Genomic DNA, 22,164 nt, shown 5'->3' on the forward strand with positions numbered 1-22,164 from the left:
GGCCCGCGATCGCCGCCGGCTTGCTCCCAAAGCGCCTGTGAAGCGCCGGGTACCAGGTTGCGCCGTTCGAGCGATGGCTCGCGCTGCCCCGCTCAAGGCTGGGAATATCAACTTCTGGGCCCGTTCCTGTCTAAGAACTTCGCGAGCACCATCTCACCCTGGATGGTCACGATGGCCCGCACATGGCCAGCGCGGCTTACTGGACACCGGCGCAGCTCGTTGCGCATCACACGAAGAACGGCTGCAACCTGCCTCCCGGCGACTTGATGGGCTCGGGCACGCTGTCAGGGCCGGCGCGTTCGGAACCCGGATCGCTGATGGAGCTGACGACCGGCGGCAAGGCGCTCATCGAGCTGCCGAACGGTGAGAGGCTGGCCTTTCTCGAGGACAACGACACGCTGATCTTGGGAGCATGGTGCGAAGCCCCGGGCGCAGCGCGGAGCGGGCTGGGCGAAGCACATGGAACCGCCTTTCGCTGAAGGGCCGGGTTGTCACGGTCCTGGCCGCCATGCCCCTTCGTTCGTGCGCATGTTGCTTGCGCCCAATTTGGTGGCACTCCAGGTCGCGGACGTCTACGCGCAAGTCGGCGAACGGCGCCCCCGTCTGGCCACCGCGCAGCCGCAGTTCCCCGCGTCGGCGCGCCGGACTGAATTGACTGCCAAGTCGAAACCCTCGATGCGCCCCTGTGCAGGCAAAAAGCGCGAAATGCAACACGCTGGCAGCGGTTCTGTTTCGCAACCGACTACCTGATCTGGCAGTTGTCGCGCAGCCATCGGTCAACAAAAATCAGGCTCCTTCCTGCATGGAGCCAGCGATGCGCACACTCTTGATCGACAACCATGACTCCTTCACCTACAACCTGTATCAGTATCTCGCCGCATGCAATGGCGAGACACCGCTGGTGGTCAAGAACGATGAGAGGGCCTGGAGCAAAATCGAAGAGCTCGAATTTGACAACATCGTGATCTCGCCGGGACCGGGGCGTCCTCAGCGTCCGGGGGACCTTGGTATTTCGGCCGACGCGCTGCAGCACGCCCGAGTCCCTGTGTTGGGTGTCTGCCTCGGCCACCAGGCCATTGCCCATCATTGCGGCGCGAGAGTTGATCTCGCCACACGGCCGATGCACGGGCGACTCGATCGCATCGACCACCGCGCGACAGATATCTTTCGCGGCATTCCCAACCATTTCGAAGCGGTGCGCTACCACTCGCTGGCCGTCTACGATCTGCCGATCGAACTCGAGGCGCTCGCCTGGGCCGGCGACGGGACTTTGATGGCCCTGCGCCACAGGTCGCGACCCTGGTGGGGCGTACAGTTTCATCCAGAATCGATTTGCACCGAATACGGGGCACGCTTGCTGAACAACTTTCGCGAACTCACGCTGGCCTGGCGAGATCGCCAGAGTCCCGCCAGCACGATGGGCAGTTTCCTGCCCGAATTCAAGCTCGGCAAGACACCTGCCCTCTCCGTTCATGCACATTGCATCGACGTCTTTCCAGACCCTGAGGCTGTCTACGCAACACTTTTTGCAGATGCCTCGACGTCGTTCTGGCTCGACAGCAGCTTGGTCGACGGCACACGCGCGCGCTTCTCCTTCATGGGGGACGATACAGGTCCATTCGCTAAGCGCGTCACTTATCGGACGGACGGCGCCGAACTCGCGATCCACGCCCATGGCGCGGTCGACATGCGCCGCCAGAGCATCTTCGACTATCTGCATGAGCAACTGCCACCGCCCCATCCTCCATCGACAGCCCTGCCCTTCGACTTCACCGGTGGCTTTGTCGGGTATTTTGGCTACGAACTCAAGCGCGAGTTTGGCGGAGGCGATACGCACCGTGCGGCCACACCGGATGCGGTGTGGATCCTCGCCGATCGATTCATCGCATTCGACCACCTCGATCAGCGCAGCTGGGTGGTGTGTCTCGACGGGGCGCGGCTTTCGACATCGAATGCGCACTGGGTCGACACGGTCACGCGGCGACTCCAGGAGGGCATGCCAGCTGAACCGCTCAGTACGGCGGATGCCGCGCGTGCGGTGGGACCGCTTCGCTGGCTCGTCGACTTGCCGGACTACAGGCAACGCATCATGCGCGCACAAGACGAAATCCTCCAGGGCGAGACCTACGAGGTGTGTTTGACCAACCAGCTCATCGGATCGGGCTCCATGGATGCGTGGGCCGTCTATCGAGCCCTGCGCGCGCGCAGTCCTGCACCGTATGCGGTCTTCTTGAAGACGCCGGAGTTGGCGGTGCTGTGCGCATCGCCGGAACTGTTCCTTCGCATCCACGCAGACGGCAGCGTGGAATCCCGTCCGATCAAGGGAACCGCGCGCCGCAGCGATGATGCCGACGAGGACCGGCACATCATGGAAGAACTGGCGGGCGATGAAAAGACACGCGCAGAGAACCTCATGATCGTGGACCTGCTGCGCAATGACCTCAATCGGGTCTGCGACGTGGACACCGTCCACGTGCCCGCGCTGTTCGACATCGAGACCTATGCCTCCGTCCATCAGATGGTCAGCACGATCCGTGGGCGCTTGCGCGCTGGACTGAATGCGATCGATTGCCTGCGGGCAGCATTTCCGGGTGGGTCCATGACTGGAGCGCCAAAGGAGCGCACGATGCGCATTCTCGACGCGCTCGAAGACGCAGCGCGGGGGGTGTACGCCGGCAGCATAGGCTATCTCTCGCTCGACGGGACCGCGCAATTGAACATCGTGATCCGGACCATCGTCAGCGCGGCCGGGCGCGTGTCGATCGGCACGGGCGGCGCCATCGTCGCGCAGTCGCGGCCCGACGCGGAGGTGGCCGAGATCATTCTCAAGGCCCGTGCCCCAAGGGAGGTGCTGCTGCAGTGCGGTAGCGCTCCAGGCCCGATCCAGGTTCCCGAGCCAATCCCGCCGCCGTTGTTCCCTCCTGCATCGCACGATGTCGCCGGGGAATGACGTCGGCGCAGAACCGCCGCGGCATCGCGCTGATGATCATCGCGATGGCGTGCTACGCCCTCAACGACGCGTTCGTCAAACTGACGCTCCACGCATTTCCCACGGGTCAGGTTCTCACCGTCCGCAGCGTGGCCGCTGTCGCGGTGCTTGCGGCGGTCTCATGGCGCCGTGTCGATACGCCGCGATCAGGATGCGATCTGTGTCAGCCTATGCTGGCCCTGCGATGCATCCTGGAGATCACCACGGCCGTCACGTCGGTGCTCGCACTCGCGCGCGCTTCCTTGGCAATCGTCAGTTCGCTCATGATGACGGCGCCGTTGCTGATCGTGGTGGCCAGCATCGCACTGCGATGGGAGCCCGCGCGTCTTGTCCGGTTGTTGGGAGCGTTGGTCGGCCTTGCAGGCGCACTTCTGGTCCTGCGACCGTTCGAACCTGCCGCAAGCGAAGGCGTCGGCTTTGCGTGCCTCTGCGCAGCATCCTTGGCCGCCAGAGACATGGTCACCCGTCGGTTACCCGCCTCGCTGAGTTCTGCGGCGGTGGCCACCGCCACGACTCTTGCGGTCTGCGCAGCAGGTCTGGTGATTGGCGTCGCGTCGGACGGGTCATGGAGTTCTCTCGCGCGCCGCGAAACGCTGGCGCTCACAGGCGCCGCGATCTGCTCGGCCTCGGGCAACTATGCGCTCATCGCAGCATGCCGCAAGAGCGACTTGTCAGCCGTCACACCTTTCCGCTACACGCTGGTGGTGTGGTCATGTCTGCTGAGCTACCTGGTATGGGACGACATACCGGACTTGCCGCGTCTCGGAGGGATCGTGCTGATCACGGTTGCCGGCCTGATGACGCTTCGCTGCGCGCGTCACGACTGATGCCTGCACCTGCGAAGCCAAGGGACTTCTGGCTCTTGCGTCGAAGCATCCCGCGCCCGGCCTGCGAGATCGACGCGCTACACAGGACTCCATGGCGCGCCGGATGCGCCGGGTTGTGGAACTCTTCGACGGGCCAATGATGGAGTGGGAGCGCCATGCCAACGCGCACAACGGCTAAGCGTCGCGACATCGCAGGCTCAAATCGAAGATCGCTCGGCCTGGCCGCACATCTTGCATGTTTAATTCTTCGAGATCCGCCATGTTGTGCCACACGGCGGGAAGCTGCGCTGCTCGCAGTCGTCGGGGCAAGATGACCGCGGCGAACACTCGCACGCGACCAATGACGATCCTGGATTGACGTGCGGCTCAACACGATCGGAGCGATGGGCTCGCCTGACGGGCGCGGAAGCGCGAGGTCTTCGCACCAGACACAGCGCCGGCGCCGCGATCCCTCGGACGCGGCAAACTCGCGCGACCTCGTTCGCCTCGCACGCTCATCGGCGCAGGGCGAAAACAGCGCACAGGTAGCGCAAGGGCGCCTCCATCACGCTCTCGACGCCATGCGGCATCAAGGCGTCGAACAACAACGCGTCGCCCTGTCCGATGACGAACCGCTTCGGCCCATACCGATAGCGCGCTCTGCCAGCGAGCACATAGATGAACTTCAGGCCGTCTTGCGTCAGGCCACCTGGCTGCGTTATGCATGCATCCATTCGCACCAGGCTCGGTGAAATTTCCATGTCGCCAGAAATGAGGTGGCCCAGGAGTTCATAGCATCCACCCGTCGCGCCCGCAAGGCTGTCGACCGGGATCCCTCGGCCTGCCGGCACATGCTGGAAGTCGAGCCGGTCGGTGTGCTTCATGAAGAACTGAGAAATGGATACGCCCAACCCGTCGGCGATACGCTCCAGCGTCTCGATGGATGGCGATGCGAGGCCACGCTCGACCCGCGAGAGCATCGAGCGGGACACTCCAGCGCGGGTGGCGAGTTCACCGCCCGATGTGCGCGTCGCGGTACGCAGCGCGTGAATTTGCGCGCCGATCATGGATGCGCAGTCGCTGCGCGCGGCGCGCGCTGGCACCGGGCTCGCGGACGTCAGCCGCGCCGGCAGCTTGAGAACCCTTGCGGTAGGGAATGGCGAAGGCATGCGGCTCATGGGCGGCGCGTGTATGAGATTCGACGCTCTGGACAAGCGGCTAAGTACCGGCAGTGCCCGCCGCCTGCCAGGCCGTGCAATGACCCGGCACGCAGCGACCGCGTCCATCGTGCGGATACCGTCATGCGGTCCAGGTCTCCCCAGGGGCGCTGATGACTTCGAGCTCGAGACGGCAGGTTTCCTCGATGATCAGGACATACAGTGCGCGCAGAAACTCGCCGCGTATGCCGTGATTGACGGCAAACTCGGCTGCCCGCGCCTGTACGACACCGACGCGTTGCGGTTGCATCATCGGGATCTCGTGCATGCGCTTGTGAAGGCCGATGCGGCAGCAGCAATCCAGTCGCTGCCTGAGGGTTTCCAGCAAACGCCAATCAATGCCGTCAAGTTCATCGCGCAGTCCCTGCAACGCGCTGAGGACTTCGGGGTTGTCTTTCGGGTGGTCGGCGCGAGAGGCGCCGCCTGACGCGGCGGAAGTTTCCATGGTGGCACTCTGGAGTGGGTTGTCGATGTGCCGATCCTTGCGCGCGCTGCCGCTTTCTACAAGTCTTGCATGCGGTGCACACGCGCACCACGTGGCTGCCCCTAGACCACCCGCGCAACCCGCCGCCGAGGCTGCATGACCGGTGGTACGACGCGCGAGGTGCACGAGATGCAATTGCAAGCTGAAAGGTCCTGAGCGCCCGGCGCGCATCGTCGCATTGCGCTCTTGCTTAGCGCAGCGTGCCGTCAGGCTTTAGGAACTGCCAGTTCAGGTAGTTTCGCGGCAATCGCTGTTTGCCTCTAATGGGTACGTAATCCACTCATGGGAGTCCGCATGAACATCGTGACCGGGACGGGCGACTCATTGACGGCAGGTCAACTGTTCGACATGGCGCACTATCGCTACAAAGTCTTTGTGGAGAAGCTGGCATGGGACTTGTCGCCCCGCGGCCGGCTCGAACTGGACCGATTCGATGGCCGCGACACCCTGTACGTGATCGCACGGAAAGACGACGGGGGCGTGCGCGGAGTTGCGCGCCTGCTGCCCACGAATCGCCCCTATCTTTTGGCCGATGCGTTTCCGCAGCTGCTGGGCCCCTGCCCGGCGCCGCGCAATTCCGCAGTCTGGGAGCTATCTCGCTTCGCTGCGATCGATCCTGATGCACCGGCGCAAGATGTTCCTCGATTCGGCGCCTCCGACGATGCTTTGGCCTTGCTTGCAAGCACCATGCGGGTCGCCCGTGAAGCGGGTGCGCAGACGCTGGTGACTGTCTCTCCGGTGGGCATCGAACGCATCCTTCGGCATGCCGGCATCCCGGCTCGTCGCTTGGCACCACCCATGCACGTCGGGCGCCATCACCTTTTCGCCTGCCGCATTGAACTTGGTGCATCCCTTTGCCATCCCGCACGCGCATCTCAGGAGGCCTAGGCGACCGACGCTGCGGCTCGGCACTCAGTTCAAAAGACCCAGGGCTACGGCGCGGGCGACGGCAGACGTCTTGTTGGCCGCCTGCAGCTTGTCCTTCACATTTTTGATATGAAAGTTAACGGTGTTCACGGAGATTCGCAGAAGGATAGCCGCCTCCACCGCGGTCTTTCCGTCAGCCATCCACCGCAGGACTTCGATCTCGCGCGCGGTCAGCCCAGGGTGCCCCACGCAATGAGCCCTGCGGAAGGCTGCAGAGAGTGCGGCGTGTGCGATGGCGACCAGCCAGCTCAGATTCGGCTCGCGCGTTCGGATCTCCACGCGAGACAGCGCCTCGTGCGAACGCGCGAGCGTCAGCATCCCCACAGAGCCACCAGCCTCGAAACAGGACTGTGCCCAGCCGACGCGAAGATCGAAAGCACGTGCCTCGGACCACAACTTGGGAGTGTGCTTGAAGAGTCCGTTGCTCCATACGAGCGGCGCGTTCGAGCGCACCCCATGCGTGACCGTCGGATCGATGCTCAGGTAGTCTGCATCCTGGTACCGGCGAGTCCAGCGCGGGTCATAGTTGCTGATCATGAGCGTCTTCTGCTGGGTGAAGGGCACCCAGATGCGCAAGCCATACGCGCACTGCTCGAACCCCAACCTGCGCACGCTCTCGGCGACGACATCGAACACGTCCGCAACACCCTCGGCCTGTGCCAACGCAGCCCGGATGTCGAGGTCCAGGCCGGCGTCGGGACACACGGGAGCGTGAGGCCATGGCCTGCGGACCCGAACTTGGCTTTCGTGCACCGCGTCGAAGAAGCGCTCTTGAGTTTTCATCGTCAACCCTTTCAGCGAGGCAGTGCGACCGGCTGCAGCCGCCGGGGTATGCCCCATCGCCACACCGGCATAAGATGCATGCGGCGACGACGGCCCGTCGATCAAAGAGTCTAAGGAAAGCTGCGAAGGTCGACAGCGACAAATGTTCCACGGTTCCGGCCACCGGCGCTCACGAGCTACTGACACGTAAAACGAAAGCATCACAGATTCGGCGCCGGTGTTTGCAACGCCAGCGACCGTTGGGGGTGCGTCCTGCCGTGCTAAGCCAATGTCAGAGGTATGGTTCATCTTCCTAGACGGTTTTGATTTGTACGAAGCCAGCTCGGCAATGCGCGCGTTCGAGCTCGCAAACGACACGCTGCGCCAAGAGAAACCGTCGATGACCTACAAGGTACGCACGTTCGCCACTGCAGCAACGCCCGTCCGCAGCCATGCGGAGCCCGCGCTCAAGGTCAGCGCGCTCCCGAGGGACATCCCGCGGCGGGTCGAGCGGCTTGTCGTGGCGGGCGGTCGAAGCGCTACGCAGGCGCTTCGCGATTTGTCGACCTATCAGCCGCTCATCGCTTGGATCTCCCGCCAGCGCCCGCGCATCGGGCAGCTGGCATCGATCGGGGAAGACGCGTTCGTGGTGATGCAATCGGCGATCGGCTCCGCGCGTGCGGCAGCCCGTTCCTTCGACGTTGAGGCCATGGCGACGTTGTCGGGCATGGAGCTCGCTTTGCGCTTCATCACGCAAGATGCGGGTCATCGGATCGCCATGCATATCGCGCAGCAAGTCGCGCCCGCGCCTGAGCGGTTCGGCGCACCGTTCCGCTTTCGCGCGCAGGTGACGGGCGACGAGCGCGTGCTCGCGCTGAACCGATGGATCGTGCTGCACATTCGAGAGTCTTTGACGAACGAAAGGCTGGCTCAGCACCTCGCAATGTCCGTACGTACGTTCTCTCGCTTTTACCGGCGTGCCACGGGTCTCACGCCGGCGCGCGCCGTCGAGCGCATACGGCTCGAACATGCCTGTCATGCCGCCGAAATAACACTCAGGTCGTTCAAGGAGATCGCGCAACGCAGCGGCTTCTCATCGGAGGAGGTGATGCGCAGGGCCTTTCTGCGTGTGCTCGGGATGTCGCCGTCGCAGTACCGCCAGATGTTCTACGGTAAGGTTTAGGCAGCTCGGCGTCACAGGTGCTCCGGCACTGCGTCGCACGGGCCCCAATGCCTGTTTGGCCCATTGCCGGCTGGATGCGGCTGTCGGCCCGGCCGGATCCGATCAGGCGACGCGGCGATTGCGGACACACCTCCTGTTTCATCGCGGGCCCGCCAGAGCCTTGCCTTCCGCAAAGCGACGAGCCTGTGCGTGTCCGTGCCACAGGACAGCCGGGCTGCCGGCCGTCCCTGGTGGCGTTCGATGCCGGATCAGCCTGGATCTTCATCTAGCGACGCCGCCGTCCGTGAGTGTTGAATGCCACGCTCGTGCCCGGCATGTTCACGATCGGGATTTTGTCTGCAGTGCAAGACTGCTGTACCGCATGCAACCCGCGCGTCGCGCCGTCCACTCCAGACAAATCAGCCGGCAAGTGATCCAGGAAAAGGGCTTTGGGTTGCGTCGGGTGCAACGGTTGATTCCTGTTGTTGTGAAAACTAGATTCACCTGCCCTCGAGCGAGCTTGACGCCTCTCATCAGGAAGCACCCGGGCAGCGGCGCAGCTTTGCTGTATGCACGTGATCACGGCCATTCTCAACAAGGACCCCATGCGCAATCTTTTTCCCTGGTGCGCCCTGCGCCTTTCCTCCCTGTCGCCCGTTCGCAGGCGCTACTTGCGAACGCCGATGGCAAGCAAGCGTGGTGTGCTGGCCTTTCTTCTTGTCGCGCTGAGCGGCACCCCTTTGACCTCGCTGGCGACAGAGCCTCCCCCGTTGAAGGTCGGCGCACTGCGGCTGGCCTCTGCGGGGCCGCTGTTCATCGCCCAGCATGAGAACTTCTTCCGGGACGAGGGAATCGTGGTCCAGATCCGATACTTCGACGCGGCGCAGCCGATCGCGCTCGCGGTCACTGCCGGGGATGTCGATCTGGGCGTGACCGCCATGACGGCGGGCTTCTTCAACATCGCAGGCAAGGGGGCACTCAAGGTCATCGCCGGGCAAGCTGCCATCGTCAAGGGCCGTCCCGGCGACATCTTGATGGCTTCCAACGCTGCCCATGCGCAAGGCCTGCGCAAGGCTTCCGACCTTCCGGGTCGCTCCATCGGGATCACCCAGACCGGATCGTCCTTCCACTACGAGCTCGGCATGTTCGCCGGAGCCGAACACTTTGACATTCAGCGGGTGACACTGCGTCCGCTGCAGAGCATGTCGAACATGATGGCCGCACTCAAGACAGGCCAGGTCGACAGTGCGATCGTCTCGCCGCAGGCTGCCGCGGAGCTCACAGCGAGCGGCGAAGCCAAGCTCATCGCGCGGGTCGCAGATGCCGGCGACTACCGCTTCGGCGCACTCTTCGCTGCCACCCGGGTGCTAGAGCGGCAAAGAGATGCCGTCACCCGCTTCGTCAAGGCCTATCGCCGCGGCGCGGCTCTCTACAACGACGCATTCTTCGGCTCGGGCCTGCGTCGCAAGGAGGTCGCGCTCATGATTGGCGAACACATCATGCCCAACGATGCAGCCAGCGAGCGGGTCGCGCAACTGGTGACCGATGGCGCGTACTACGTGGAGCCCGACGCGCCGCTCGATGCGGCCGATGTACAGCGTCAGGTGGACTGGTACCGGTCACAGGGCTTCATCGACGCGACGGTCAGCACAAGCCGGATCATCGACCTGTCGTTCTCGCGCTGAACGATGTGGTCCCAGGACCGATGCCCTCACCGGCCGCGTGCCTGCGACGTGACACTTTTCTCAAAAGGATTTCGATGCGTCTCGATATCGACAACATCTCCCACAGCTACGGTGCTCTGCCCGTTCTTTCCAACATATCGGTCAGCGTGCCGTCCGGCAAGATCCTCGCAATCGTGGGGCCCTCGGGATCGGGCAAATCCACACTGCTGCGCATCATCGGCGGCCTCGAGGCACCCGACAGTGGGAACGTGAGGTTAACGGGTGCGAAGCCAGCCGGGTGCATCAATCCGCTGACCTTCGTCTTTCAGGACTTCGCGCTGTTGCCATGGCGCACCGTGCGCAGCAATGTGGAGTTCCCGCTCGAGGATAAGGGCCTGTCAAGGGAGGAGCGCCGGCGGCTGGTGGACGACGCGCTGCATCGCACGAACCTGACGACGTTCGCGGCAGCGCTGCCCAGGCAGTTGTCAGGCGGCATGCGCCAACGCGTCGGCATCGCGCGCGCCATGGTTGTGCGGCCTGCCGTCCTCATCATGGATGAACCGCTTTCCGCGCTCGACGCGCAGACACGCGAATTGCTCTTGAACGACATCGCCCAGCTGTCTGCGCATGAAGGCTTCACCGGGGTCTACGTCACGCACAACCTCGCCGAGGCCATCCGCCTTGGCCACGCAGTGCTGGTGCTTTCGCGACGTCCGGGCGCCGTCAAGGCCCTCATCACCATCGACACGCCGCTGCTCGAGCGCGAGGCGGACGACCCCGGGCTGCACGCGCAGTCCCGTCTGATCTGGAACCTGCTGCGTGAAGACGCGCTCGACGCGGAGCGTGAACTTGTCTGATTCAACCATCCCCCTTGGCCCCACCCCCCGGCCTGTTGCATTCCGTGGTGGCGGCTTTGCGCCTCGGCGCTTGCCCGCTGTGTCGATCGCGGGTCTTTGTCTGATCGTTTTCGGTTGGCAAGCGTCGAGCAGCCTTGGATGGGTTGATGCGGTCTTTCTTCCCAGCCCCTGGGCGATCTCACAGGTGCTCTGGCACTTGCTAGCCACAGGCGCTCTTTGGAACCATTTGGTCGTTTCCATCACGCGATTGGCCGTCGGGTGGACAGCCGGCACCTTCACGGGCGTGCTGGCAGGCCTGGCGCTCGGGCTCTATTCGACCGCTCGATCGGTCGGGGTGCCGCTGGTCTCCGCGCTGATCACCATCCCCAAGGTTGCGCTGCTGCCGCTGTTTATCGTGTGGTTCGGCATCGGCGAGTGGTCGAAGATCATGATCATCTCGTTCGGCGTCTGCTTCCCCACAGTCATCAGCACCTATGGGGCCGTCGACAATGTCTCGAAGAGCCTGATCCGCATGGCGCAGAGTTTTGAGGTGAACAGTGCAGGCATTGTGCGCAAGGTGGTGCTGCCCGCGGCGTTGCCCGGCATCCTGTCAGGGTTCCGCGTCTCGATCTCGATCGGCATCATATTGCTGGTGACGGCCGAGATGATCGGCTCCAACGAGGGCATCGGCGCTTTCATCCTTGCGGCGGGCAATCTCTACCAGGTCGACAGGCTGCTTGCCGGGGTCGTTCTGCTGTGCAGCCTTGGTCTCACCCTGTCTTCGCTCATCACTATGGCGGAGAAGCGATGGCTGGACTGGCGCTGAGGCGAGCACCGCTGCATTTCCCCCTCGCCCCCGTGAGTTCGTCGAACGCAGGACGCTCGGCACATTTTGCGCCCGGCTGCTTTGGCCGCCCAAAGCGGCAATACATATGTCTCCAAAGCGGACACCCGACGTGCTCAGGCCAGCGACGTTAGCGCCTTCGCAAAAGCACGCATGGAAGCCAACTCGATGCCCTTCGTTCGAATCGGTTTGGTGAAATGAGCCCGCCACCACGTGCACTAGCCGGCAATGGGGGCCGTACCCATCGAACTGCGCGCAACCACCGACGCACTGCACAAGTTGGCGGAGCCATGGAAGCCATGGACTCCTGAGACTGCGTTAGAAATTCACTCTAGCTTCGCGCCTGAGGCCAGCGCAATTCTGCAGCTTCGGGCATCTGCTTCCTGACGTATCCCCAAAAGATGTCAACCGACATCGGCGCAGAAGGGAACGCGCCTTGCTCAACAAACTGCCTTTGTACTTCTGGATCCACCAGCGTCTTGGCCAGTGCGGAGTTCAACGTTTTCAGAATGGGCAGGGCGTCTTTGCGGGCGCCGTGAGGCCACACAAGTTTTCGGTAAAGAAGCCTTTCACCCTATCTGCTCGAAGGTCGGGACGTCCGGCAAAGTCGGTCGACATCTGCGTTGCGATGAGCCGAGCCACGTTGTCGGCCGGGCCCCCTGCGGGCCAGCCAACGACCAATGTGATGGCCCGGATCGGAAACGTGCCTCGCGCATCAACGTCCGCATGGGTCATCAAAAGGCCCATGGCGAGCGAAATCGCCCGTCTGCGAACCATTCTGGCTTGAACTTCTGCTGTTATGTTTGTCGTAGTCTTGTAATAACCGCCCTGTGTGGTTTCTGAATGCACCCACCAGTGCAAGTTAGTGCGAGCGCAAATCCGCAAGGAATTTGCGGGCTCGTTCGCTGCGCGGCTTCGAGAAGAATTCGCCCGGCGCGCCCGCTTCCACCAGGCAGCCCTGGTCCATGAACCAGACGCGGTCGGCCACTTCGCGCGCGAAGTTCATCTCATGCGTCACGCACATCATCGTCATGCCGTCGCGCGCCAGCGACTTCATCACCTGCAGCACCTCGCCCACCATCTCCGGGTCGAGCGCACTGGTGGGTTCGTCGAACAGCATGGCCGGCGGGTCCATGGCCAGCGCGCGCGCGATGGCCACGCGCTGCTGCTGGCCACCAGACAGCTGGCCAGGAAACGCATCGGCCTTCGAAGCCAGGCCCACGCGCTCGAGCAGTTCCAGCGCGCGGGCACGTGCCTGCGCGCGCTTGTGCTTTCGAACCGTCACAGGGCCGAGCATGATGTTCTGCGCCACCGACAGGTGCGGAAAAAGGTTGAAGCTCTGGAACACAAAGCCCACCTGGCTGCGGAAGCTGTTCAGGTCGACCGATGGCGCGTGCACGTCCTGCCCATCGAAGCGAATGGTTCCGCCCTGGATGTTCTCCAGTCGGTTCACCGTGCGTATCAGCGTCGACTTGCCCGAGCCCGAGGGCCCGCACACCACCACGACCTCGCCCTTGCGGACCTCCGCGCTGATGTCGTTCAACGCGCGGTAGTCGCCGTACCACTTGTTCACGAGATCGAAGGCGATGAGGGGGGTGTTGCTGGAAGACATGATCATGCGGCCTGCTTGGGAACGATGGGCGGGTAGGTGACAGACGTGGCGGCGGCGACGGCGGTGGGCGTGGCCCTGTAGCTGCCTTCGCGCCGCCTGGTGATGCGGCGCTCGAGCCAGCGTGCCAGCCGCGTGAGCGAGAAGCACAGACAGAAGTAGATGGCCGCGAGAACGAAGTACACCTGGAACGGCTGCGTCATTAGAGAGCTGTTGATCTGGTTGGCCGCGAAGGTCACCTCATTCACGCTGATCACGTAACCCAGCGAGGTTTCCTTGATGGTGGAGACGAACTGGCTCACCAACGCCGGCACCATGTTGTAGAGCGCCTGCGGCAGCACCACCTTGGTCATGGTCTGGCGGTAGTTCAGCCCCACGGCGCGCGCCGCTTCGGTCTGCCCGCTCGGCAGGCCCTCGATGCCCGCGCGCACGATCTCGGCCAGGTACGCCGCCTGGTAGATCACCAGCGTGATTACCATCGTCGTGAACCCGCTCACCGTGCGGCCCGTGATCACCGGCACGAAGAAGTACACCCAGAAGATGAACATGAGCAGCGGCACGCCGCGGACCACGTACACGACCGCTGCGGCGGGAAAGCGCAGCCAGCCGGATGCGCTCATGCGCGCCAGCGCAATGGCCACGCCCAGCGGAAAGGCGAGCGCCAGGCCCAGCCCGGAGAGCACCAGCGTGATTGCCAGCCCGCCCAGCGGCCCGTTCGGGTATTGCCCCACGAGCAGCAGCACGCCGTACTCGCGCAGGATGAAAAGAATGCTGTCCACGGCTTACCTCGTGCGGATGCGGTAGCGGTTTTCAAGCCCGGCGCCGGCGCTCATGATCAGCAGCGACACGCCCAGGTAGATCACCGTCGAGAGCAGGTACACCTCCACCGTCTTGAACGACTGGCTTTCGATTTCGCGCGTGGCGTAGGTCAGCTCCGCCACGCCCACCGTCATCGCGAGGCTGGTGTTCTTGAACAGCAGCACCGTGTGGCTCACCAGCGTGGGCAGCGCGATGCGCAGCGCCTGCGGCACCACCACCAGGCGCGACGCCTGCAGGTACGACAGGCCCATGGCGCGCGCGGCCTCCAGCTGCGACTTCGGAATCGACCGGATGCCGCCGCGCAGCCCTTCGGATACATAGGCCGCCATGCACAGGCCGATGGCGATGAAGGCCAGCAGGAACTCGCTGTTGTGCGCGTTGAGCCACTGCTGCGCCGCGTGCGGCAACAGCGCCGGCATGCCGAAGTACCAGAGAAAAACCTGCACCAGCATCGGCACGTTCTGGTGGTACTCCACGTAGCTGGCCACGCAGGCCTTCGCCACGCGGCTGTCCGACATGCGCACCACCGCGAGCACCACGCCCAGAACCATGGCAAACAGCCAGACTGCCGCCGTGAGCTCGAACATGGTGAGCACGCCGTGCCATATCCACTGCGGATACTCGCCGCGCGTCAGAACGGAAAAATCGAGCTTGCTACCCATGGCGTGCGCCTTGCTGCATGGCCCCGCTCAGCCCTTGATTGGCTCGATCTTGAAGCCGCGCTGCATCTTGTACGGCGTGCCGGTGCCCAGCCATTTGTTGAAGATCTGCTGCGCCTCACCGGATTTTTCCATGGCCTCCAGCGTGGCGTTCACCTGCTGGATGAAGCCCGCCTCTTCCTTGCGCATGCCGATGCCCCAGGGCTCCAGCACCAGCGAGGGCTCCAGCATCACGATGGGCACGGTAGCCTCGGACTGCTGGCGGAACTTCACAAGGTTCAGCTCCGACACCGCGAACCCGTCCGCCTTGCCCTGCTGCATGGCCAGGAAGGCGTTCGGTGGGTCCTGGAAGGTGATGGTGGTCGCGCCCGGAATCACCTTCCGCACCAGCATCTCCGAGCTCGATCCCTTTACCGCGCTTACACGCTTGCCGTTCAGGTCCTTTAGCGTGGTGAAGCCGCTGTCCTTGCGGGCTGCCACCTTCTGCTCGCTGGCGAAGTACTGGTTGCTGAAGGCGATCTGCTCGGCGCGCTCGGCGCTCCAGCCCAGGTTGGCAATGACCGAGTCGACACGGCCTTGCTGCAACTCCGGAATGCGCGCGGCCACCGAGATGAGCTTCAGCTCCAGCTTCACGCCCATCGCCTTGGCCAGGGCCTTGCAGAAGTCCACGTCGTAGCCTTCCACCTCGCGCGTCTGCGCGTTGGAAAAACTGAACGGCTCCGCCGTACCCAGGGTGCCACAAACGAACACCCCCTTGGCCTTGATGTCGGCGAGCTGGTCTGCACACGCCAGGTTGGACAACAGCGCCAGGCAGGCGCCGGCGATGAGCGTCGATGCGGTCTTGTTCATGGTCTACTCCGAAAGGTTGCGTGGAACAAAAAAGATGTCAGATCAGGTCAGCTCAACTCGGCCACTGCGGCCTGCAGCAGCTGGCCACCTTGGTCGATCACGTCGATGCCCGTGGCGAAGGACATGCGCAGATGATTGGGCATGCCGTATGAGGTTCCGTCGATCGCTGCCACGCCGGCGTGCTCCAGCAGGTAGAGCACCACATCGACGTCGGATGCAAGAAGCTGCCCCGCCCGCGTGCGCCGCCCGATGAGCCCCGCCACGCTGGGGAACACATAGAACGCGCCGTCCGGCGGCGAGCAAGTGAAGCCCGGCACCGCCTGCAGCATCTGCACCATGCGGTCTCGGCGCGTTTCGAACAGGGCTGCTGCCTCGGTCACGGTGTGCTGCGGCCCGTCTAGCGCGATCGCCGCTGCGGCCTGGCTCATCGAGCCGGGGCACGAGGTGCTCTGCGACAGCAGCAGCGTGATGGCCTTGATGAGCGCCGCCGGCCCCGCGCCGTACCCGATGCGCCAGCCCGTCATGGCGTAGGCCTTGGACACGCCGTTGATCATCAGCGTGCGCTCGGCCAACGCGGGCACCACGTTCAGCGGCGACACATGCGCCGCGCCGCCGTACACGAAGTGCTCGTAGATCTCGTCGGTCATCAGCCACACCTGCGGGTGGCGCTCGAGCACCTCGCCGAGCGCGGCCAGTTCGCCTCGCGTGTAAACCGCGCCCGTGGGGTTGTTGGGCGTGTTCAGCACCAGCCAGCGCGTGCGCGACGTGATGGCTGCCTCGAGCGCGGCGGGCGTCAGCTTGAAGCCTTCGGCGGCGCTGCTGGGCACAACCACCGGCGTGCCGCCGTGCAGCGCCACCATGTCCGGGTACGAGACCCAGTAGGGCGCGGGAACGATCACTTCGTCGCCCTCGTTTAGCGTGGCGGCAAAGGCGTTGTAGATGATGTGCTTGGCGCCGTTGCCCACGGCGATGTGCTCGGGCTTGTACGTCAGCGCGTTCTCGCGCAGCAGCTTGTCGACAATGGCCTGGCGCAGGGCCGGCGTGCCGTTGGAGGCTGTGTAGCGCGTGTGCCCCGCCAGCAGGGCCGCGACCCCGCCTTCGACGATGTGGGGCGGCGTTGGGAAGTCGGGCTCGCCGATGGTGAAGTCGACGATGCGGCGGCCTGCCGCGCGCATGGCATCCACACGCGTCTTCGCGGCCATGCTGGGAGAAGGTTTGACGCCGCCAAGGCGATGGGCCAACAAGGTGTTCACGGGACTCTCCGAAAAAATTGAAAGGGAACGATGCGGGGCGCTCGGCACCGTCAGAGGCCGTGCGGCGCGAATGCCTTGGTGAGCCACGACTGCTGCGCGTTGCCGTTGGCAATCTCCGCCTTGATGGCGGCTTCGAAGCGCTCGGTCTGTGCCACCGCTTCGAGCAGGCGCGGCGCCTCGGCCTGCGCAAAGGTCACGATGCCGTCCTCGTCGCCCACCACCATGTCACCTGGCTGCACGACCTGCCCGCCCACGCACACCGGCACGTTGACCGCGCCGGGCCCGTTCTTGTAGGGGCCCCGGTGAGTGGCCGCGCGGGCATAGCAGGGAAAGTCGGCGTGGTGGAAGGCGGCGGCGTCGCGGATGGCGCCGTCGATGACGATGCCGGTGCAGCCGCGCTGCAGGGCGTAACGCATGATGAGTTCTCCCACCAGCGCGTTGGTCGTGTCGCCGCCGCCGTCGACCACCAGCACGTGGCCCGGCGCGGCGTTCATCAGCGCCTTGTAGATCAGCAGGTTGTCGCCCGGGCGGGTCTTGACCGTGATCGCCGTGCCCACCAGCTTGCGCTGCCGGTGAAAGCGCTGCAAGCCGACGATGCCACTCAGGCGCTGCAGGTTGTCGCTGATGTGCGGCGTGGCCACGTTCTGGAACGCGGCCAGCATCTCCAGCGAGGCGGCCGCCGGCGTGGGATGAACGGCAAAACTGGAAGTAACCATGGACACAGCCCTCGAAATCGATTGAATGTCAGGATTGTGAAAGTTGCCTAAAATTTCAAAAAGCGAATTTTTTCCGGTAGTTTTGTGGAAGAAAAAGAAACCGACAAGGGTTTTGCCTGACCATGATGACGTTCAAGCAGTTGGAGGCCCTGTATTGGGTCGTGCAGTCGGGCGGCTTCTCACAAGCCGCCCAGAAACTGCACACCTCGACCTCCGCCGTGTCGAAACGCGTGCACGAGCTGGAAGCTGGCTTCGACCTGGAGTTGTTCGACCGCACCCAGCGCACCGCACGCCTGACGGAAAAAGGCGAGGAAATGTTCGTGCTCGCCAAGAAGTTGCTGGAGCAAAGGGACGCAGCCATCGACCAGATCGGGAAGCCCGAAGTCATCGAGCGCCGCGTGCGCATCGGCGTGACCGAGTTCACCGCCATGACATGGCTGCACCGTGTCGTGGAGGCGATCCAGCGCTACTACCCCAAGGTGACCATCGAGCCCGACGTGGATGCAAGCGGCAACTTGAAGGACAAGTTGCTGAGCGACGAACTCGATCTGGTACTTGTGCCGGATGTGTTCGCGGAGGCTCACCTGCCGAACCACGTGGTAGGCCGGTTCTCCAGCGTGTGGATGTGCAAGCCCGGCTTCGTGGAGCCGGGTAAGCGCTTCAGGCTGCATGAGTTGGCATCGCGCCGGCTGCTGCTGCAGGGCAGCCGGTCGGGTGCAGGGACGGCACACAACAGCTGGATGAAGTCGCTGGGCGTGCAGCCGAGCGACGTCATCATCGTGAACAACCTCGTGGCGATGATGGGTCTGACCATGTCCGGCCTGGGCATCGGCTGCATGCCAGAGGAGTGCTTGGCACCCATGGTGGCCAACGGCTCGCTGATGGTCGTTCCGTGCACGCCGGCTCCGCCCGAAATGACCTACGTGGCAATGTACAAGGGAGACCAGCGGAGCACGCTGATCTCCTCGATCGTCATGCTGTCGCAGGAGTGCTGCGACTTCAGTCGGATGTTCGATATTTCATCCCCAGCGTCTCCCTGGGAAGCTGGAAAGCCATATGTATCGTAGGCGGCAAGACGCATCGCTCAGGGCCTTCATGACACTGCGCCCCAACCAACGCAACCCTCTAACTCGATGAAGCAAAAACCATCCCGCTAGCAAGAGACACTTTGGCCGTTAGTGATTTCCATGAGCACCCTTTCACTCTTTGCCCCGCACTCCGACGAAAACCATCGCCTGGCCTTCGACCGCTGGCTGGCGGACCAGCGCGCGGCGGGTTCGCTGCGACAAACGGGATCGATTGCGGTTTATCGCGACATGTGGGGCAGTTTCGTCGCGTGGTGCCTGGGCCAGTCGCCAGTTGTCGACCTCGACACGCTCGACGTGCGCGATCTCGAGGCGTTCCAGGCCGCGCGCTATGGCATGAAGGCCGCCGACCAGTCGCTCTCGCCGCGCCATGCGCTGCGGCTGCTGCGGCTCATCGATCGGGTGCTGCGCCACCACGCGGCACAAACCGGTGAGCCGCCCAACACCGCGGCGTCCGACTGGCTCGCGGTGCATCCGGACATCCGCTACGCCGAAGCGGCGCAGTCCGACCCCCTGCCCGACTTTCTCTCGGTGCCCGAGGCGCGACGGCTGATCACTTTCCTTTCCGAAGCGCGGCCGCGGCCCGGTCTTTCGGGACCGCGGCGCGACGCCCATCGCGCCTTCAGCTGGCAGCAGCTTCGCAACCGCACCGCGGTGGCATTGCAGCTGGGTGGCGGGCTCGCCCCGGGGGACGTGCGCGCATTGACGATGTTTGCGCCGGTGTCCGCGGGCGGACGTGTGCGCGGCAGGCCCTGGAAAGTCTCGGTGCCGGGCAACGGCAACCTGCCCCCGCGCGAGACACCCATCGCGCCTTGGGCCGGCGAGTTGCTGCAGCACTGGCTCGAAGTCCGCGCCGAGGCGCGCATCCTCGGCGACAACCTGCTGCCATCGACGCTCAGCGGCAAACCCTGGAGCAAGGAGGCGCACTACAAGGCGGCCAGGGCAGTGCTGGAAGAAGCAGGCGTGGAAGCCGCCGATGGCGGATCGTTCCGGTTGCGGCACACCTTTGCGCTGCGCCAGCTGCGCCGCGGCACGCCGGTCGAGCAGGTTGCCAGATGGCTCGGCATCGATCCGGAGGCGATGGGCAAGTACAGCCGCGTGGTGGTCGGCCCGGCGGATGTCATCTGACGGCGGCGCGGGCGGCGGCCACGGCCCTTTGGGGCTCCCTCCTACGCCCGCGGCGCGGCGGGTCGTTAAGGTTGTCGCTTCGAAATCGAAAGCTTGCCTCCGGCACAGACCCATGAATTTTTCCGTCTCCAGTTCCCTCGTTTCCCGCACCCTCCTGATCGCCGGCGCACTCGCACTCGGTGCATGCGCCAGCAATGCGCCCACCGCGAGCACCGCATCGGGGATCGACAACCAACCCGACCCGACCATCCTGCTGGTGCCCGTGCGCATCCAGGATCCGGCCCTGGCCTCGGGATGCTGGGCCCAGTTCTATTCGAAGCGCGACTTCCAGGGCGACTTCGTCACACTGGTCGGACCAGCTCAGGTGCAGAGCATGGACAAGGGAACCGCCAGGCAGCTCAAGCGCGACATCGACAGCGTGAGCGTCGGCCCGCGCGCCACCCTCGAGGTGTACGAGCACGCCATGTTCAAGGACCGCACGGTGAGCTTTGCGCCGAACAGCCGTGAAGGCGGCCTGGTGCGCAAGCTGGGCTTCGGCGGCCGCATCGAGGCCATGAAGCTTTCCTGCAGCTGAGGCCTCGGATGAAGGCGCTGGACAAAGCTGGCACGAAGATCGCAATGCCTTCTTCATGCTTACATCCATCCAGAAAGCCATCATCCTGCGAAAGAACGGCTTCGCGGTGCCGGATGCGCCCCCCGAGCCGTCGCTGACCCAGGCCCAATCCCTGGAGCCGGCCCCGGCGATGCAGGCCTGGCACCGGGCCATCGAGGCCCTGTTTGCCGGCTACGCCGCGGCCCGCGCCGCGAAGAGCCTGCGTGACGCGCAGGAGAAAAGCCAGCTCGAGTGGTTGCGCCAGATGTCGAACGGCGCAGCGCCAAGGCTTCGAACGCAGCGCATCTGACCGCTTGAAGGCCTCAGGCTTGGCCTGCTGCGCGCCTCAGCCCCGCAATTCGAAGGCGGCCTGGACGATGGGCCTGGCCCATCCCGGCGTTGCCGCCAGCGCCACGGCGTCATCGGCTTGGGGGAAATCGACCTGCCCCTGGCTCATCTCCAGCACCAGCACGGGGTCTCCGATCTCGCCGCCGGGCAGCGCTTCGGCACTGTTGTCGAACACCTGCAGCCGCGCCAGCGCCGGCATCAACTGGATCAGGTTGGCGCGAGACGCCACCCAGCGCTCGCGGATCTTGTGCTCGGGAATTTCGTGGCCGCCGTGCGCCACCCTTGCGCGCACACGGGCCAGGTGCTGCTCCGGCGACGCGAGCCCGCAAAAAATCATGACCACGTCGTGGGTCGCCGCGGCTGCGGCCAGCATGGCGGGAATCGTGTTCGCGCCCAGGGTGGTCTCGAAGGCGTAGTTGCTGCGTCGAGCGATCGCGGCCTCGAGCCTGTCGCGCCCCAGGTTCCATGCTTGGGCATTCGCGTCTTCGGGCGTCAGCCCCAGCTGCGCCATGAGTTCGCGGGCACAGGTGTCGGGGTTGAACCAGCTCAGCCCGTGCTCGGCGAGCAATGCCCCGCCCACCGAACTCTTGCCGGCGCCATTGACGCCGGCCAGCACCAGGATGAACGGGCGCTCGGCCGCCGCCATCAGAAGGTGTCACCCGCCTTGGGGCGGCGCCCCAGCTTTCCCTTGGCCGCGAACAGGCTGCCCACCTGCTGCGCCGCGCCCGGCTGCTGCAGCACGCCGAGCCGCGCATCGAAGCGGCGGCCGAGTTCGTCGAGCACCGACTGCTCTCGCGCCTTGAGCGCCTGCGCGTCTTCCACCAGCTGGTTGTAGGTGGCCGCGGTCAGCAGCACCATCTCCACCGTCGAATGGTTGGTGACGGCCACGCTGCCGGACTCCTGCACCTGGCGCACCACGTCGCCCCAGCGGTTCTTGACGTGGGAGGCGTTTTGACGCGGCAGGTCGTTGAGGCTGGGCAGGACGGCGGCCATGGGATGCTCCTTTGACGTCATTATGGCAAAAATGGCTAAATTAGCCAAATCTCTGGCACGCAACGAGGCCGCCCGATGCGCCATCTCCCACGCCGCATTGCGACCATCGCGCACGTTCCGGCCCCGCGTACGGCCGGAAGGTTTTTTCCAACAGAACCAACGAGGCCTGCATGCGAATGAAATGCCCATCGAATACCTCATGGAAATCGAGAACGCGCCATTCCCCTTTCGCGTCAATGAACCGGCCGCCATCAAGCACATCGCGGTGCTGAAGGCGGTCGGGCTGGTCGAGGCGGAGATCTATCCGCCGCTGGAGCTGTGCGGTCGCTTTCGCGATTACCAATCTGCGGTGGTGTCGCGCATCACGGCGAAAGGGCACGAAGAGCTGAGCCGGGAATGGGCCCAGGCCTGAGTCAGGCCCA

23 protein-coding genes and 1 pseudogene are annotated in these 22,164 nt (G+C 64.4%); 13 read left to right on the forward strand and 11 right to left on the reverse strand.

The window, feature by feature from the left end; all coding sequences use genetic code 11:
• Positions 1-69: 69 nt before the first annotated feature.
• From AC0IYU_RS08710 to AC0IYU_RS08720, 3 genes and pseudogenes are all read left to right on the forward strand, one after another.
• Positions 70-479, forward strand: a pseudogene (locus AC0IYU_RS08710) (fumarylacetoacetate hydrolase family protein); the annotation flags it as partial.
• A gap of 335 nt (positions 480-814) precedes the next feature.
• On the forward strand, positions 815-2,950 hold the full coding sequence (gene pabB, locus AC0IYU_RS08715) for an aminodeoxychorismate synthase component I (protein ID WP_472115285.1): 2,136 nt from the start codon (positions 815-817) through the stop codon (positions 2,948-2,950).
• Positions 2,947-3,816, forward strand: a complete 870-nt coding sequence (locus AC0IYU_RS08720) for a DMT family transporter (RefSeq protein WP_472115288.1) — start codon at positions 2,947-2,949, stop codon at positions 3,814-3,816. The genes pabB and AC0IYU_RS08720 overlap by 4 nt, the downstream gene beginning before the upstream one ends.
• A 494-nt stretch (positions 3,817-4,310) precedes the next feature.
• Here AC0IYU_RS08720 and AC0IYU_RS08725 read toward each other — a convergent pair whose 3' ends face one another.
• Both AC0IYU_RS08725 and AC0IYU_RS08730 read right to left on the reverse strand, forming a co-directional pair.
• Positions 4,311-4,973 (reverse strand): helix-turn-helix domain-containing protein, encoded by a 663-nt coding sequence (locus AC0IYU_RS08725; protein WP_472115291.1) that lies wholly within the window; start codon positions 4,971-4,973, stop codon positions 4,311-4,313.
• Between the two features lie 121 nt (positions 4,974-5,094).
• A complete protein-coding gene (locus AC0IYU_RS08730) occupies positions 5,095-5,457 on the reverse strand; it encodes a chorismate mutase family protein (protein WP_472115295.1) in 363 nt (120 codons plus the stop codon).
• A 333-nt stretch (positions 5,458-5,790) separates the two neighbouring features.
• Here AC0IYU_RS08730 and AC0IYU_RS08735 point away from each other — a divergent pair, with 333 nt between their 5' ends.
• Positions 5,791-6,384, forward strand: a complete 594-nt coding sequence (locus AC0IYU_RS08735) for an acyl-homoserine-lactone synthase (protein WP_472115298.1) — start codon at positions 5,791-5,793, stop codon at positions 6,382-6,384.
• Between the two features lie 24 nt (positions 6,385-6,408).
• On the opposite strand, the gene AC0IYU_RS08740 is transcribed toward AC0IYU_RS08735, so the two are convergent.
• Positions 6,409-7,206, reverse strand: a complete 798-nt coding sequence (locus tag AC0IYU_RS08740; RefSeq protein WP_472115301.1) for an autoinducer binding domain-containing protein — start codon at positions 7,204-7,206, stop codon at positions 6,409-6,411.
• Positions 7,207-7,513: 307 nt separating this feature from the next.
• Here AC0IYU_RS08740 and AC0IYU_RS08745 point away from each other — a divergent pair, with 307 nt between their 5' ends.
• The 4 genes from AC0IYU_RS08745 (at position 7,514) to AC0IYU_RS08760 (ending at position 11,673) form a co-directional block, all read left to right on the forward strand.
• Entirely contained in the window at positions 7,514-8,368 is an 855-nt protein-coding gene (locus AC0IYU_RS08745; RefSeq protein ID WP_472115304.1) for a helix-turn-helix domain-containing protein, read from the forward strand.
• A gap of 548 nt (positions 8,369-8,916) precedes the next feature.
• Positions 8,917-10,032 carry an ABC transporter substrate-binding protein gene (locus tag AC0IYU_RS08750; protein WP_472115307.1) on the forward strand — a complete coding sequence of 372 codons (1,116 nt, stop codon included), beginning with the start codon at positions 8,917-8,919 and terminating at the stop codon, positions 10,030-10,032.
• Positions 10,033-10,106: 74 nt separating this feature from the next.
• Complete coding sequence (locus tag AC0IYU_RS08755) at positions 10,107-10,868, forward strand: ABC transporter ATP-binding protein (RefSeq protein ID WP_472115309.1); 762 nt, start codon at positions 10,107-10,109, stop codon at positions 10,866-10,868.
• Positions 10,861-11,673 (forward strand): ABC transporter permease, encoded by an 813-nt coding sequence (locus AC0IYU_RS08760; RefSeq protein WP_472115312.1) that lies wholly within the window; start codon positions 10,861-10,863, stop codon positions 11,671-11,673. Before AC0IYU_RS08755 ends, AC0IYU_RS08760 begins: the two co-directional genes overlap by 8 nt.
• An 880-nt stretch (positions 11,674-12,553) precedes the next feature.
• On the opposite strand, the gene AC0IYU_RS08765 is transcribed toward AC0IYU_RS08760, so the two are convergent.
• From AC0IYU_RS08765 to AC0IYU_RS08790, 6 genes are read right to left on the reverse strand one after another with little or no spacing between them, the layout of a single operon-like run.
• A complete protein-coding gene (locus AC0IYU_RS08765) occupies positions 12,554-13,309 on the reverse strand; it encodes an amino acid ABC transporter ATP-binding protein (RefSeq protein ID WP_472115315.1) in 756 nt (251 codons plus the stop codon).
• On the reverse strand, positions 13,306-14,079 hold the full coding sequence (locus AC0IYU_RS08770; RefSeq protein WP_472115319.1) for an amino acid ABC transporter permease: 774 nt from the start codon (positions 14,077-14,079) through the stop codon (positions 13,306-13,308). Before AC0IYU_RS08770 ends, AC0IYU_RS08765 begins: the two co-directional genes overlap by 4 nt.
• Before the next feature lie 3 nt (positions 14,080-14,082).
• Positions 14,083-14,781 carry an amino acid ABC transporter permease gene (locus AC0IYU_RS08775; RefSeq protein WP_472115322.1) on the reverse strand — a complete coding sequence of 233 codons (699 nt, stop codon included), beginning with the start codon at positions 14,779-14,781 and terminating at the stop codon, positions 14,083-14,085.
• A gap of 27 nt (positions 14,782-14,808) precedes the next feature.
• Positions 14,809-15,627, reverse strand: a complete 819-nt coding sequence (locus AC0IYU_RS08780) for an ABC transporter substrate-binding protein (protein WP_472115325.1) — start codon at positions 15,625-15,627, stop codon at positions 14,809-14,811.
• 47 nt (positions 15,628-15,674) lie between these two features.
• A complete protein-coding gene (locus AC0IYU_RS08785) occupies positions 15,675-16,871 on the reverse strand; it encodes a pyridoxal phosphate-dependent aminotransferase (protein WP_472116126.1) in 1,197 nt (398 codons plus the stop codon).
• A gap of 59 nt (positions 16,872-16,930) precedes the next feature.
• A complete protein-coding gene (locus tag AC0IYU_RS08790) occupies positions 16,931-17,596 on the reverse strand; it encodes an RraA family protein (protein WP_472115327.1) in 666 nt (221 codons plus the stop codon).
• A gap of 125 nt (positions 17,597-17,721) precedes the next feature.
• On the opposite strand from AC0IYU_RS08790, the gene AC0IYU_RS08795 reads away from it, so the two are divergent.
• From AC0IYU_RS08795 to AC0IYU_RS08810, 4 genes are all read left to right on the forward strand, one after another.
• Positions 17,722-18,663 (forward strand): LysR family transcriptional regulator, encoded by a 942-nt coding sequence (locus tag AC0IYU_RS08795; RefSeq protein WP_472116129.1) that lies wholly within the window; start codon positions 17,722-17,724, stop codon positions 18,661-18,663.
• A 120-nt stretch (positions 18,664-18,783) separates the two neighbouring features.
• Positions 18,784-19,809 (forward strand): tyrosine-type recombinase/integrase, encoded by a 1,026-nt coding sequence (locus AC0IYU_RS08800; RefSeq protein WP_472115330.1) that lies wholly within the window; start codon positions 18,784-18,786, stop codon positions 19,807-19,809.
• 112 nt (positions 19,810-19,921) lie between these two features.
• Entirely contained in the window at positions 19,922-20,383 is a 462-nt protein-coding gene (locus tag AC0IYU_RS08805) for a hypothetical protein (RefSeq protein ID WP_472115333.1), read from the forward strand.
• A 55-nt stretch (positions 20,384-20,438) separates the two neighbouring features.
• Positions 20,439-20,711, forward strand: a complete 273-nt coding sequence (locus tag AC0IYU_RS08810) for a hypothetical protein (RefSeq protein ID WP_472115336.1) — start codon at positions 20,439-20,441, stop codon at positions 20,709-20,711.
• 36 nt (positions 20,712-20,747) lie between these two features.
• Here AC0IYU_RS08810 and AC0IYU_RS08815 read toward each other — a convergent pair whose 3' ends face one another.
• The gene (locus tag AC0IYU_RS08815) at positions 20,748-21,395 is read right to left on the reverse strand and encodes an AAA family ATPase (RefSeq protein ID WP_472115339.1); all 648 of its coding nucleotides are present in this window, start codon (positions 21,393-21,395) and stop codon (positions 20,748-20,750) included.
• Entirely contained in the window at positions 21,395-21,742 is a 348-nt protein-coding gene (locus AC0IYU_RS08820; protein WP_472115342.1) for a type II toxin-antitoxin system prevent-host-death family antitoxin, read from the reverse strand. The genes AC0IYU_RS08815 and AC0IYU_RS08820 overlap by 1 nt, the downstream gene beginning before the upstream one ends.
• On the opposite strand from AC0IYU_RS08820, the gene AC0IYU_RS08825 reads away from it, so the two are divergent.
• On the forward strand, positions 21,741-22,154 hold the full coding sequence (locus AC0IYU_RS08825) for a hypothetical protein (RefSeq protein WP_472115345.1): 414 nt from the start codon (positions 21,741-21,743) through the stop codon (positions 22,152-22,154). The genes AC0IYU_RS08820 and AC0IYU_RS08825 overlap by 2 nt on opposite strands.
• Positions 22,155-22,164: the final 10 nt, after the last annotated feature.

This window comes from Variovorax sp. AC103 (genome assembly GCF_979254005.1).